The sequence below is a fragment of the Streptomyces sp. NPDC048483 genome, from assembly GCF_040651455.1.
Classification (GTDB): Bacteria; Actinomycetota; Actinomycetes; order Streptomycetales; family Streptomycetaceae; genus Streptomyces.
Map to the genome: position 1 here is coordinate 82,250 of NZ_JBEZJZ010000026.1, position 12,634 is coordinate 94,883.

Annotated in this window: 10 protein-coding genes; 2 read left to right on the forward strand and 8 right to left on the reverse strand. The window is 70.1% G+C overall.

Annotation, left to right across the window (positions count from 1 at the left end):
- Position 1 precedes the first annotated feature (1 nt).
- Both folP and AB0D04_RS16630 read right to left on the reverse strand, forming a co-directional pair.
- A complete protein-coding gene (gene folP, locus AB0D04_RS16625) occupies positions 2–904 on the reverse strand; it encodes a dihydropteroate synthase (protein ID WP_362703409.1) in 903 nt (300 codons plus the stop codon).
- A gap of 88 nt (positions 905–992) precedes the next feature.
- The gene (locus AB0D04_RS16630; RefSeq protein WP_362703411.1) at positions 993–2,840 is read right to left on the reverse strand and encodes a phosphatidylglycerol lysyltransferase domain-containing protein; all 1,848 of its coding nucleotides are present in this window, start codon (positions 2,838–2,840) and stop codon (positions 993–995) included.
- Between the two features lie 141 nt (positions 2,841–2,981).
- Between AB0D04_RS16630 and AB0D04_RS16635 the strand changes: the two genes are divergently transcribed.
- Entirely contained in the window at positions 2,982–4,097 is a 1,116-nt protein-coding gene (locus tag AB0D04_RS16635) for an alpha/beta hydrolase-fold protein (protein WP_362703412.1), read from the forward strand.
- A gap of 73 nt (positions 4,098–4,170) precedes the next feature.
- Here the strand turns inward: AB0D04_RS16635 and folE are convergent, their stop codons facing one another.
- The 6 genes from folE to dacB form a co-directional block, all read right to left on the reverse strand.
- Entirely contained in the window at positions 4,171–4,776 is a 606-nt protein-coding gene (gene folE / locus AB0D04_RS16640) for a GTP cyclohydrolase I FolE (protein WP_362703414.1), read from the reverse strand.
- 119 nt (positions 4,777–4,895) lie between these two features.
- Positions 4,896–6,908: an ATP-dependent zinc metalloprotease FtsH gene (gene ftsH / locus AB0D04_RS16645; protein WP_362703415.1), complete on the reverse strand. Its 2,013-nt coding sequence runs from the start codon at positions 6,906–6,908 to the stop codon at positions 4,896–4,898.
- Between the two features lie 233 nt (positions 6,909–7,141).
- Positions 7,142–7,681 (reverse strand): hypoxanthine phosphoribosyltransferase, encoded by a 540-nt coding sequence (hpt, locus tag AB0D04_RS16650; protein ID WP_362703440.1) that lies wholly within the window; start codon positions 7,679–7,681, stop codon positions 7,142–7,144.
- Between the two features lie 149 nt (positions 7,682–7,830).
- A complete protein-coding gene (gene tilS / locus AB0D04_RS16655) occupies positions 7,831–8,838 on the reverse strand; it encodes a tRNA lysidine(34) synthetase TilS (RefSeq protein WP_362703417.1) in 1,008 nt (335 codons plus the stop codon).
- A gap of 216 nt (positions 8,839–9,054) precedes the next feature.
- Positions 9,055–10,200, reverse strand: coding sequence for a zinc-dependent metalloprotease (locus tag AB0D04_RS16660; RefSeq protein WP_362703418.1), 1,146 nt, complete (start codon positions 10,198–10,200; stop codon positions 9,055–9,057).
- Between the two features lie 171 nt (positions 10,201–10,371).
- Positions 10,372–11,949 (reverse strand): D-alanyl-D-alanine carboxypeptidase/D-alanyl-D-alanine-endopeptidase, encoded by a 1,578-nt coding sequence (dacB, locus tag AB0D04_RS16665; protein ID WP_362703419.1) that lies wholly within the window; start codon positions 11,947–11,949, stop codon positions 10,372–10,374.
- A gap of 86 nt (positions 11,950–12,035) precedes the next feature.
- Here dacB and AB0D04_RS16670 point away from each other — a divergent pair, with 86 nt between their 5' ends.
- Complete coding sequence (locus tag AB0D04_RS16670; protein ID WP_053922704.1) at positions 12,036–12,530, forward strand: inorganic diphosphatase; 495 nt, start codon at positions 12,036–12,038, stop codon at positions 12,528–12,530.
- Positions 12,531–12,634: the final 104 nt, after the last annotated feature.

Below are 12,634 nucleotides of genomic sequence, written 5' to 3' on the forward strand. Positions count from 1 at the left end.
CTCACACCGCTCCCGTCACGTTCGCCGTCGTACCGCTCGCCGCTGCCGCCACCGCGGCCTCCACCGCGCGGGCCACCCGCACCGCGTCCGCGCTCGCCTGTACCTCGTGCACCCGCACCGCCCACGCCCCCTCCCGCGCCACGATCGCCGACACCGCGGCCGTCGCCGCGTCCCGCTCCCTGGCGGGCGGCGGGGCGGCGCCTTCGCCGCCCGCCAGCACCCTGCCCAGGAACCGTTTCCTCGAAGCGGCCACCAGGAGCGGCCGGCCCAGCGCCCGCAGCCGGGCCAGCTGGGCGACCAGGGCAAGGTCGTGCCCGGCGTTCTTGGCGAAGCCCAGGCCCGGGTCGATGACGATCCGGTCCGGGTCGATGCCGCCGGCCACCGCGCGCTCCATGGACTGGCCGAGCTCGTCGACGACCTCGCGGACCACGTCCCCGTAGACGGCGCGGTTGTTCATGTCGATGGACTGGCCGCGCCAGTGCATCACCACGAACGGGACATAGGAGGCGGCCACCACCGGGATCATCGCCGGGTCGGCGGCGCCCGCGCTGACATCGTTGACCAGCCGCGCCCCGGCCGCCACGGCCTGCTCGGCGACGGAGGCACGCATGGTGTCGACGGAGACCACGGCGCCGGCCGCGGCCAGTTCCCGTACGACGGGGACGACCCGGCGCAGCTCCTCGGCCTCGTCCACCCGCGCCGCGCCCGGCCGGGTCGACTCGCCGCCGACGTCCACCAGGTCGGCGCCCTGCGCCACCAGGTCGAGGCCGTGCTTGACGGCGAGTTCGGTGTCGAACCACTCGCCGCCGTCGGAGAACGAATCGGGCGTCACATTGACGACGCCCATCACCGCGCAGCGGTCCCAGTCCGGCAGTCCGGCCACCCGGCCACGCAAGGTACTCATGACTCCAGCCTAGGGCGTGTGCCGACCGGCACGATTGCGGCCGTCGGCAGGAGCGCGGGGCGGCCGGCCGGCGGCCCCGCGCCGCCCCTCACGCCGCGGTCTCGACCGCCTCCGCAGACGTGACCCGCTCCGCCGTGTGGACGCACGGCCGCGGCTCGGCGTTCTTCGTACGCCGCAGGAAGCGCGGCAGGCCCAGCTCCAGATAGCCCTCGGCCTGGAGCGCCGCCAGGCCGATGCGGGGGATGTCGCGGCTGTTGCGGAAGACCACGAAGCGGGGCTCCCAGCGTGGCCGGAACTTGTCGTTGAACTTGTAGAGCGACTCGATCTGGTACCAGCGCGACAGGAAGATCAGCATGCCGCGCCAGACACGGATGACGGGCCCGGCGCCGAGCTTCTCGCCGCGCTCCAGAGAGGAGCGGAAGACCGCGAAGTTCAGCGAGACCTGCTTGATCTTCAGGTCGGGCGCGGCCTGCAGCGTGGCGACGATCAGCAGCTCGTTCATACCGGGGTCGGCGCTGCGGTCGCGCCGCATCAGCTCCAGGGAAATCCCGCTGTCGCCCCACGGCACGTAGTGCTGCATGGCCTTGAGGTCCCCGTACGGGCCCGACTCCTCGCCCTCGGCGGGGGCCAGGTGGGCGGTGGCGATCACCGCGTCGCCGTCGGTGGCCGCGTCGATCCGGCCGAGCGCCATGGAGAAGCCGCGCTCGGTGTCGGTGTCGCGCCAGGCGTTCGCGGCGGCCTGGATACGGGCCAGCTCCTCGGGCTCCAGGTCGCGCACCCGCCGCACCCGGGTCTCGTAGCCGTTGCGCTCGATGCGCTTGACCATCTGGCGGACGTTGCGCATCGCGCGGCCGGTGAGGGTGAAGTCGGCGACGTCCACGATGGCCTCGTCGCCGAGCTCCAGGGCGTCCATGCCGGTCTCGCGGGTCCATACCTGGCCGCCGGTCTCGCTGCAGCCGGTGACGGCGGGGGTCCAGGAGTGCGCCCGCGCCTCCTCCATGAAGCGCTCGATGGCCCCCGGCCAGGCCTCGACATCGCCGATCGGGTCGCCGCTGGCGAGCATCACGCCGGAGATCACCCGGTAGCAGACGGCGGCCTTGCCGGTCGGGGAGAAGACGACGCCCTTGTCGCGGCGCAGTGCGAAGTAGCCGAGCGAGTCGCGGGCGCCGTGCTTGGCCAGCAGCTCGCGCAGCCGCTGTTCGTCGTCGTCGGTGAGGCGGGCGGCGGGGTGCTCGGGGCGGAAGGCGAGGTACGCGGTGGTGGCGACGGTCAGCAGGCCGAGGGCACCGAGGGAGTAGCCGACGGTGTAGTCGACGTCGTTGGTGTAGCGCATCGGGCCCTCGAAGCCGAACAGGCCCCACAGGACGTGCTCGGTGCGCTCCCAGAAGGTCGGCGAGCCGACGGTCTTGTGGGGGTGGGAGCTGACGATCACCATGCCGATGGCGAAGCTCGCGCCGCCGAGGACGACGAAGTTGGCGACGGCCTTCCAGCGGCTGCGCGGGTCGGGGAGGGCCGCGAATTCCCGCCGGTGCCACACCAGGAACACCAGCAACGCCAGCGAGAGCACCGCTCCGAAAACGGAGTGGCGGTACACGAGCTGAGCGGCGATCCCCACCGGAAGCAGTGCCACGGCAGCGCCCCAGGCCCGCCGCTTGCGCCGTTTGAGCCCATGGGCCAGCAGAAGCAGCAGGATGCCCACGACGATGGACGCGGCGGCCGCGAGCGGGCTCACCGCGCCCGGCAGCACCTCGGCCATGGCATGCATCCTGCTGTGCCGGAACCGCGGAAAAACACCGGCCGCCAGGTTCAGCAGGCCGACGACCACACCGGCCGTACCGACGAAGCCGGGGACCCTCTCGGGCCGCGGGCCACGGAGCCAGCGTGGCGAACGCCACGCAACCGTCTCCGACTTTTCGCCATCTAGCCTGTCAGACATCACTTTCCCGTCGCCCCGGTCGAGAGAACGTGCGAGCCTTGTCGCAGCATCTGGACTTTTTGCGCCCTGTATGACGGCGTTTCAGGGCTCGGGGTTCCACCAGCGGCCAGGCTGGACCGGCCGCCCGGCAGAAAGCACCACATGGGCCTCACCAGCAAGAAAGTGCTGCTTATTGCCGTCCTTGTCGCGGTAGCACTATTCGTCCTCACCATCTGGCTCTGGCCGCGTCTGTCCAAGGGGAACTGGCGCTCCGTCCTCGGCCGTATAGGTCTGTTGCTGGCCACCCAGATATCCCTCTTCGCCACCGTTGGCCTCGTTGCCAACAATTCCTTCGGCTTCTACGCCTCCTGGGCCGACCTGCTCGGCCAGGAACAGCAGCCGGGCGTGGTCACGAATTACGAGACCGGTCCGAACGGCACCAAGCTCCAGATGCTCGGCGCTCAGCGGATCAGCATCCCCGGCGGCTCCCGGCCAACGAAGGGCGGCCGGGTCGAGAAGGTCTTGGTCCGCGGCGCGGAGTCCAAGATCAGCAGCCCAGCATATGTCTATCTGCCGCCGCAGTATTTCCAGAAGAAGTACGCGAAAAAGAAGTTCCCGGCATCGCTCGTGCTCACGGGCTACCCCGGCACCGCCGAGGCGCTGTACAAAAAGCTGGCTTTTCCCCAGACCCAGCACGATCTGCTCAAGCGGCACAAAATGCGGCCGACCATTCTGGTCATGATGCGGCCGACGGTCGCGCCGCCCCGCGACACCGAATGCATGGACGTCCCGGGCGGCCCGCAGACCGAGACCTTCTTCACCCGCGATCTGCGCACCAATATCGCCGAGCACTACCGCGTCAGCACCCAGGCCCGGAGCTGGGGCGTCATGGGCGACTCCACCGGCGGCTACTGCGCCCTGAAGATGACCATGCGCCACCCCGACGCCTTCTCCACCGCCGTCGCCCTCTCCGGCGCCTACCGGGCGCCCATCGACGGCACGACCGGCGACCTCTTCGGGGGCAACCCCCAGCTGGAACGCGAGAACAACCTCCTGTGGCGTCAGCGCCACCGCCCCGCCCCGCCGGTGAACCTGCTGGTCACCACCAGTAAGCAGGGCGAGGGCAACTATCCGCGCACCCTGAAGTTCATCGAGCAGACCAAGTCGCCCACCCGCATCTCGTCGATCATCCTCGACAGCGGCGGCCACAACTTCAACACCTGGCGCCGCGAAATCCCCGCCGCCCTGGAGTGGATGGGCGGCCACCTCAGGCCCTGACGGAGGCCCTGACGGACCGCCGCACGACCGGCAGGGCGCGACCGGCCGTGCCGGCTACGCGCTTACGGCTCTGCTATCGCGCCATTATCAGGCTCATCGCCTCGGCCCGGGTCGAGGCGTCGCGCAGCTGGCCCCGCACCGCCGAGGTGGTCGTCTTGGCGCCGGGCTTGCGGATTCCCCGCACCGACATGCACATGTGCTCGGCCTCGACGACCACGATCGCCCCGCGCGCTTCGAGGATCCGCATCAGCGAGTCCGCGACCTGAGTGGTGAGGCGCTCCTGCACCTGCGGGCGGCGGGCATAGACATCGACCAGGCGGGCCAGCTTGGACAGGCCGGTGATCTTGCCGTTCTCGGACGGGATGTACCCGACGTGCGCCACGCCGTGGAACGGCAGAAGGTGGTGCTCGCACAGGCTGACGATTTCGATGTCCTTGACCAGGACCAACTCGTCGTGCCCGAGATCGAACGTCGTGGTCAGGACGTCCTCGGGGGCCTGCCGCAGGCCCGCCAGTATCTCCTTGTACGCCCGCGCCACCCGCGCCGGCGTCTCCAGCAGCCCCTCGCGGTCCGGGTCCTCGCCGACGGCGATGAGCAGTTCGCGCACGGCGTTCTCGGCGCGCTTCTCGTCGAATGCGCCGATCGTGCCGTCGCCGTCCAGCGTCACGGGGTCCGTCATGTGGTGCCTCGTTCTCTCTGCGCCCGCTCGGCGCCCGCCTGAAACGCGGAATGCCGCGCCCCCCAGGCTAGAACCTGCGGGGCGCGGCATTCATTCCGGGGCCCGTACGGGCTTCCGGATCAGCTCTCCGGGGTGGTTTCCTCGGGGGCTTCCACCTTCTCCGTGGAGACCGTGGCGGTGGTCGGCACGGAACCGTTGGCCGGGGCGAGCTCCTTGGGGGAGAGCACCGGCGGGCGGCTGGAGGGGGTACGACGCGAGGAGCCGGTCCACGCCGGGCGGGCCGGGCGCTTGACCACGTGCTTGAAGACCTCGGCGATCTCCTCCTTGCCGAGCGTCTCCTTCTCCAGGAGCGTCAGCACGAGGTTGTCGAGGATGTCGCGGTTCTCGACCAGGATCTCCCACGCCTCGTTGTGCGCGGTCTCGATGAGCCTCTTGACCTCCTCATCGACCAGCGCGGCGACCTCCTCGGAGTAGTCGCGCTGATGACCCATCTCACGGCCCAGGAACGGCTCGGAGTTGTCCGTGCCGAACTTGATCGCGCCGAGCCGCTCGGTCATGCCGTACTGCGTGACCATCGCGCGGGCCGTTGCGGTGGCCTTCTCGATGTCGTTCGCAGCACCGGTGGTCGGGTCGTGGAAGACCAGCTCCTCCGCCGCGCGCCCGCCCAGCATGTACGCCAGCTGGTCGAGCATTTCGTTGCGGGTGGTGGAGTACTTGTCCTCGTCGGGCAGGACCATGGTGTAGCCCAGGGCCCGGCCGCGGGACAGGATCGTGATCTTGTGGACCGGGTCGGAGTTCGGGGACGCCGCGGCCACCAGGGCGTGTCCGCCCTCGTGATACGCGGTGATCTTCTTCTCCTTCTCGGACATGATCCGGGTCCGCTTCTGCGGTCCGGCCACGACGCGGTCGATCGCCTCGTCCAGGAAGTGGTTGTTGATCAGCTTCCCGTCGCTACGAGCCGTCAGCAGCGCGGCCTCGTTGAGGACGTTCGACAGGTCCGCACCGGTGAAGCCGGGGGTGCGCTTGGCGACGGCCGAGAGGTCGACGTCCGGCGCGACCGGCTTGCCCTTCTGGTGGACCTTGAGGATCTCCAGGCGGCCCTGCATGTCCGGACGGTCGACGGCGATCTGCCGGTCGAAACGGCCGGGGCGCAGCAGCGCCGGGTCGAGGATGTCGGGACGGTTCGTGGCGGCGATGAGAATCACACCGCCCTTGACGTCGAAGCCGTCCATCTCGACCAGGAGCTGGTTGAGGGTCTGCTCGCGCTCGTCGTGGCCACCGCCGAGACCCGCACCGCGGTGCCGGCCGACGGCGTCGATCTCGTCGACGAAGACGATCGCCGGGGCGTTCGCCTTGGCCTGCTCGAACAGGTCGCGGACCCGGGAGGCACCGACACCGACGAACATCTCGACGAAGTCGGAACCGGAGATCGAGTAGAAGGGGACCCCCGCCTCACCGGCGACGGCGCGCGCAAGAAGCGTCTTGCCGGTGCCGGGCGGGCCGTACAGCAGCACGCCCTTGGGGATCTTGGCGCCGACGGCCTGGAACTTCGCCGGCTCCTGGAGGAACTCCTTGATCTCGTGGAGTTCCTCGACCGCTTCATCGGACCCCGCGACGTCCGAGAAGGTCGTCTTGGGGGTGTCCTTGGTGATCAGCTTCGCCTTGGACTTCCCGAAGTTCATCACCCGGGAGCCGCCGCCCTGCGCCTGGTTCATCAGGAACAGGAAGATGATCACGATGGCGACGAAGGGGACCAGCGAAATCAGCATCCCGACGAACGGGTTCTGCTTCTCCGGGGAGACGGTGTACCCGTCCTTGATGCCGCCGGTCTGGTATTTGGCCTGCAGGTTCTTGGCCACATCGACGCCCTGGTCGCCGATGTAGCTCGCCTGGAGCTTGTTGGAGCCCTCAATCTTGTAGGAGCCCGACAGCTCAATCTTGATTTTGTTCTCGTCACCGGTCGTCAGCTCGGCGGACTTCACCTTGTTGTCAGCGATCGCCTTGACGACCTGACCGGTGTCCACCGTCTTGTAGCCGCCGGACGAGCCGACGACCTGCATCAACACGACCACGGCGAGGACGGCCAGCACGATCCACATGACCGGCCCACGGAAGTATCGCTTCACGTCCATCCATACGGAGCCGTGTAAGGCCCCGTCCCTCCTGCCACAGTGAGGCACAACGCCCGCCCCTCTGGGAGGGCTGGTCGTGCGTACGGTGTATTACTGGCCCGAAAAAGAACTGCCTTCGGACGGTACCCCAGCATTGTCACCCGGCGCCTGCGCCGACAGTGAACATACAGCCGGGGATTCCGTTCTCCCTGCTCCAACGGCGGGAGGCCCCGAAGGGTTCCCGCCGGGCCGCATCAGCCGCCGTAGACGTGTGGCGCGAGGGTACCGACGAACGGCAGATTGCGGTACTTCTCCGCGAAATCGAGGCCATAGCCGACGACGAATTCGTTGGGGATGTCGAAGCCGATCCACTTCACATCGATGGCGACCTTGGCCGCATCCGGCTTGCGCAGCAGCGTGCAGACCTCCAGCGAGGCCGGCTCGCGCGAGCCGAGGTTCGACAGCAGCCACGACAGCGTCAGGCCGGAGTCGATGATGTCCTCGACGATCAGGACGTGCTTGCCCTTGATGTCGGTGTCGAGGTCCTTGAGGATGCGGACCACGCCGGAGGACTGGGTGCCCGCGCCGTAGGAGGACACGGCCATCCAGTCCATCGTGACGGGGGTGGACAGCGCGCGCGCCAGGTCCGCCATCACCATCACGGCGCCCTTGAGAACGCCGACGATGAGCAGGTCCTTGCCCGCGTACTCCGCGTCGATCTTCGCGGCCAGCTCCGCCAGCTTCGCGTCGATCTCTTCCTTGGTGATGAGTACCGACTGAAGGTCGGTGCCCATGTCCTTGTCGTCCACCCGTGCCACTTTCGCTCGGTTCGGTGTTCCTGACCGGCCGTTTCATGATCCGCCGGAAATCCGTCGGTTATCTGTCGGATATCCGTCGTACGGCTCATGAAAGCGGCTGCTGAAGCTGGGCAGCGTGCTGCGGCTCAGCCCTGCCGGATGACCAGTCTGCCACCCTGGCGCCGAACACCGACGCGCCCGGGGAGGTTGATGGCCCCCTGGCCCCTCCAGGCGGTGATCAGCCGGTCCACTTCCTCGATGTGGCGGGCGAAGAGCGAACCGGCCGGTGAACCGGCCGCGATGACGGCCCGGCGCAGCACCCGGCGGCGTACCGCGGGGGGCAGCGCGAAGAGCGCGGCGACGTCCAGCGTGCCCGCGTCGTCGAACACCGCGGCCTCGGCGTCACTGGCCCAGGCGTCCAGGGCATCGGCGTCGTCCCGGGAGAGCTGGGCGGTACGGGCGAGCGCCTCGACGACGCCCTTGCCGAGCGCCTTCTCCAGTGCGGGCAGCCCTTCGTGACGCAGTCGTGAGCGGGTGTAGGCGGGGTCGGTGTTGTGCGGGTCGTCCCAGACGGGCAGCGACTGCATCAGGCAGGCCTTGCGGGCGGTCTGGCGGTCGACGTCGAGGAACGGGCGGCGGTAGCGGCCGTCCGTTCCGCTGGTTGCGGCCATCCCGGACAGCGAGCGGGTCCCGGAGCCGCGGGCGAGACCGAGCAGCACCGTTTCCGCCTGGTCGTCGCGGGTGTGGCCGAGCAGGACCGCAGCGGCGCCATGGCGTTCCGCCGCGGCGTCGAGAGCGGCGTAGCGGGCATCACGGGCAGCGGCCTCCGGCCCGCCCTCTCTGCCCACCTGGACGGTGAGTGTCTCTACGGGATCGAGCCGCAGTGCCCGCAGGCGGAGGGCGACCTCGGCGGCGCGGAGGTCGGAGCCTTCCTGAAGGCCGTGGTCGACGGTGACGCCCCCGGCCCGTACGCCCAGCTTGGGGGCCTCGAAGGCCAGGGCAGAGGCGAGCGCCATGGAGTCGGCGCCGCCCGAGCAGGCGACGAGCACGAGCGGGGAGTCGTGCCGGCCCTGCACAAGGTGGTGGTTCAGTACGTCGTGGAGTACGCGGCGGACCGCCAGGCGTATCGCGGCGACCGCTGGATGGGGACCCATGTCCGTTTCCAATCGTTCAGCTGGGAGCCTCGGGTGCGGACAGCGGCGGCGTCATGGTGTTCGTCACGCCGTCGCCATCACACAGAGTGCCTAGATGGTGACAGAGGCGGGAGGTTCCCCGAGCATTGCACGCCTATCCATGGACCACGGTCCCTCAGACGGGTGATTGAAGGGGCGCTCTTCTGCCGCGTGGCGCGCGTGTCCAGTACGGCTCCCTTACGGGGCTCCGTCCGCCTTGCGATGCACCCGCGCGATCCAGTCCGCCGGTTTGGCGATCTCCTGCTTGGTGGGGAGGGTGTTGGGCGACGTCCAGATGCGGTTGAAACCGTCCATGCCGACCTCCTCGGCGACGGCCCGCACAAACCGCTCGCCGTCGCGGTACTGACGCAGCTTCGCGTCCAGGCCGAGCAGCTTGCGCAGCGCCTGGTCGAGCCGGCCCGCGCCGCTGGCCCGGCGCTTCTGGAACTTCTCGCGGATCTCGGCGACGGAGGGCACGACGTCGGGGCCGACGCCGTCCATGACGTAATCGGCGTGCCCCTCCAGCAGGGACATCACGGCGGTGAGCCGGCCGAGGATCTCGCGCTGGGCCGGCGTCTGGACCAGGTCGACGATCGAGTGGCTGCCGTCGTCGCCCTCCTCGCCCTCGGGCTTGGCGCCGGCCAGCGACTGGGCGGCCTCACGCAGCCGCTCCAGAAGGGTGCCCGGGTCGATGTCGGTCTCGGCGAGGAACGACTGGATCTCGCCCTCGATGTGGTCCCGCAGCCAGGGCACCGCCGTGAACTGGGTGCGGTGGGTCTCCTCGTGGAGGCACACCCACAGGCGGAAGTCGTGCGGGTCCACCTCGAGCTCGCGCTCCACGTGGACGATGTTGGGCGCCACCAGGAGGAGGCGGCCGCCCTGTGCGGCGGCGGGCAGATCGCGCGAGGCCGGGGCGAAGGTCTCGTACTGGCCGAGGACACGCGAGGCCAGGAACGACAGCAGCATGCCGAGCTCCACGCCCGTCACCTTGCCGCCGACCGCGCCGAGCACCGCGCCGCCGGGGACCGCGGCGCGGCGGTCCTCCATCTTGGCCAGGAGGGGCTTCAGTACGGCGCGGAACCCGGCAACGTTCGCCCTGATCCAGCCGGGCCGGTCCACCACCAGGACCGGGGTGTCGTGCGGTTCACCATCGGCCAGGCCCGGCTGTGCCAGGCCCGTGAATTCCCGGACGTGCAGTTCGGAGGATTTGGCGTGCTTTCGTAGTTCGCCGACGATCGCCCGTGCCTCGTCGCGGCTCACCTCTGGGCCGGGTCGTACGAGGCGGGTGGCGGTTGCCACCGCGAGGTTCCAGTCGACCATCTCGGTTCCACCGATGCTCGTCATGGGTTCACCGTACGGGGACGCTTCGCTTCGGGGTAGCCGACTTGGGGTTTCTCCCCACCGGTTCGCTGCGCTTTGCCTTGGCCCCACGTTGTCGGCTGTCCCGCCATGGGGTTTTCGCCGTTGCTCCCCCACGGCGGGAAAGCCGACAACGTGGGGCGTCCAGGCGAACCGCTACCGACACCCGCAGTTGGCCACCGTGGACGCGAGCCTGTCCAGGGCCTTCTGGGCGCCTCGGGGGTCGGTGGTGCCGCTCGTCATGAAGGCGAAGACCAGGAGTCTGCCGTCGGCGTCGACGACCGTGCCCGCGAGGGTGTTCACGCCGGTGAGGGTACCGGTTTTTGCCCGTACGGCTCCGGCGCCCGCGGTCTGGGCGTAGCGGCCGCTGAGGGTGCCCGTGAAGGCGGCCACGGGCAGGCCCGTGACGACGGAGCGGAGGGTGGGGTGCTCGGGCGAGGAGGCGTGCAGCAGGAGGTGGGAGAGGAGGCCCGCGGAGACCTTGTCGTCGCGGTTGAGGCCGCTGCCGTCCTTGAAGGCGGCGCCGGCCAGGGGGAGGTGCCGGGCGGCGAGGACCTTGTGGACGGCCTTGCCGGCGCCCGCGAAGCCGGCGGGTTCGGCGGTGGCGAGGGCGGTCTGGCGGGCCAGGGCCTCGGCGATGTCGTTGTCGCTGAAGGTGAGCATGCGCTCGACGAGGGTGGAGAGGGGGAGGGAGGCGACGGCGGCGACGCGGTCGGCCTTCTTGGGGGCCCTGGCGGATTTCGGGGTGCCCTTGACGGTGATGCCGCGGTCGTGGAGCAGCTTGGCGAAGGTACGGGCCGCGGCGGCCGCGGGGTCGCTTGCGCGGGGAGCGGTGCCGTGGTCGCTGGTGTCCAGGCGGCCCTCGTCGGCCATCAGGGAGGTGACGGGGGCGAGGTTCTCGTTGGGGCCGATGGGGTGCAGGGTTGGGCCCGTGTAGGCCGAGGTGTCGTAGCCGAGCGCGATTTTGGTGGTCTTGCGCTGCTTGAGGGCGCGGGCGGTGTCGTCGGCCAGGGTGCGGAGGTTCGCCGGCCGCTCGCCGGTGCCCTGCCGGGGGGCGCGGGCGGTGAGCGTGGGGTCGCCGCCGCCCACCAGGACGATGCGCCCGGCACCGTCGGCCACGACCTTGGTGCTGATGCGGTGGTCGGGGCCGAGGGCGGTGAGCGCGGCCACGGCGGTGGCGAGCTTGACGGTGGAGGCGGGGGTGGTGGGTGCGCCCTGTTTGACGCCGTAGACCTCGTGCCCGGAGGCGACGTCCAGGACGGAGGCGCTGCGCAGCGGACCCAGTTCGCGGGCCTTGAGGAGCGGCGCGAGCGCGTCCGCCAGGCCGGCGCGGGTGGGTACGGGGGCGGCGCCGCGGCCGGTGGGCACGGGGCCGCCCAGGGCCGGCAGTACGGGTGGCGCGTGGGGCGTGGCGGGCCGCGCCGCCGGATCGTGACGCTCGCCTGCGCCGTCCTCGGCAGCCGCCAGCGCCCGCTCGGCCGTGCGCTGGCCGGAGTCCCAGGGACCGGCCACGGCCACGGCCCAGGCCGCGACCGCGAGTCCGGCCACGGCGGAGCCTGCCGTCAGCTGCCATGTCTGCTTGCGCTGCCGCGGGGTCTTCCGCCACCACTGGCGGGCGAAGAACCATTCATCGGCCACGAACTGCGCGGCGGCCCGTCCCGCACCGGCTGCCGCCCGCACCGCGGAACGGCCCCAACCGACCCATCTGACCTGCCACGACCTGGTCTCCGGCACCTCGGACCAGCCCCTTTCGCGATCACACACCAGCGTGAGGGACACTTAATCACCAGAAGTATGTGCTGATCATGGAGGAGCCACCCGTGGAGTTCGACGTCTGCATCGAGATCCCGAAGGGTTCGCGGAACAAGTACGAGGTGGACCACGAGACCGGTCGCATCCGACTGGACCGCCACCTGTTCACCTCGACCGTCTACCCGGCCGACTACGGCTTTGTCGAGGGCACGCTGGGCGAGGACGGCGACCCGCTGGACGCGCTCGTCCTGCTCGACGAGCCCACGTTCCCGGGCGTCCTGGTGAAGTGCCGCGCCATCGGTATGTTCCGGATGACGGACGAGGCCGGCGGCGACGACAAGCTGCTGTGCGTGCCCGCGTCCGACCCGCGCGTGGAGCACCTGCGCGACATCCACCACGTCTCGGAGTTCGACCGCCTGGAGATCCAGCACTTCTTCGAGGTCTACAAGGACCTGGAGCCGGGCAAGTCCGTCGAGGGCGCCGACTGGGTCGGCCGCGCCGACGCCGAGGCCGAGATCGAGGCCTCCTACAAGCGCCTCGAGGCGCAGGGCGGCGCTCACTGACGCAGTCCGGCGAGGCGGCCGACGGCGGTTCTTCCCGGGCTCATCGACGCCGGAACCACCCACCCGCACGACATACGCGGCCGTGCCACCGTTGTTGAAGAACC

Bases quoted from the DNA above. Each gene is read 5' to 3' on its own strand.
- hpt (WP_362703440.1), bottom strand. From the start codon at position 7,681: ATGGGCACCGACCTTCAGTCGGTACTCATCACCAAGGAAGAGATCGAC.
- folP (WP_362703409.1), bottom strand. From the start codon at position 904: ATGAGTACCTTGCGTGGCCGGGTGGCCGGACTGCCGGACTGGGACCGC.
- ftsH (WP_362703415.1), bottom strand. From the start codon at position 6,908: ATGGACGTGAAGCGATACTTCCGTGGGCCGGTCATGTGGATCGTGCTG.
- folE (WP_362703414.1), bottom strand. From the start codon at position 4,776: ATGACGGACCCCGTGACGCTGGACGGCGACGGCACGATCGGCGCATTC.
- tilS (WP_362703417.1), bottom strand. From the start codon at position 8,838: ATGGGTCCCCATCCAGCGGTCGCCGCGATACGCCTGGCGGTCCGCCGC.
- AB0D04_RS16660 (WP_362703418.1), bottom strand. From the start codon at position 10,200: ATGACGAGCATCGGTGGAACCGAGATGGTCGACTGGAACCTCGCGGTG.
- AB0D04_RS16630 (WP_362703411.1), bottom strand. From the start codon at position 2,840: ATGTCTGACAGGCTAGATGGCGAAAAGTCGGAGACGGTTGCGTGGCGT.
- AB0D04_RS16635 (WP_362703412.1), top strand. From the start codon at position 2,982: ATGGGCCTCACCAGCAAGAAAGTGCTGCTTATTGCCGTCCTTGTCGCG.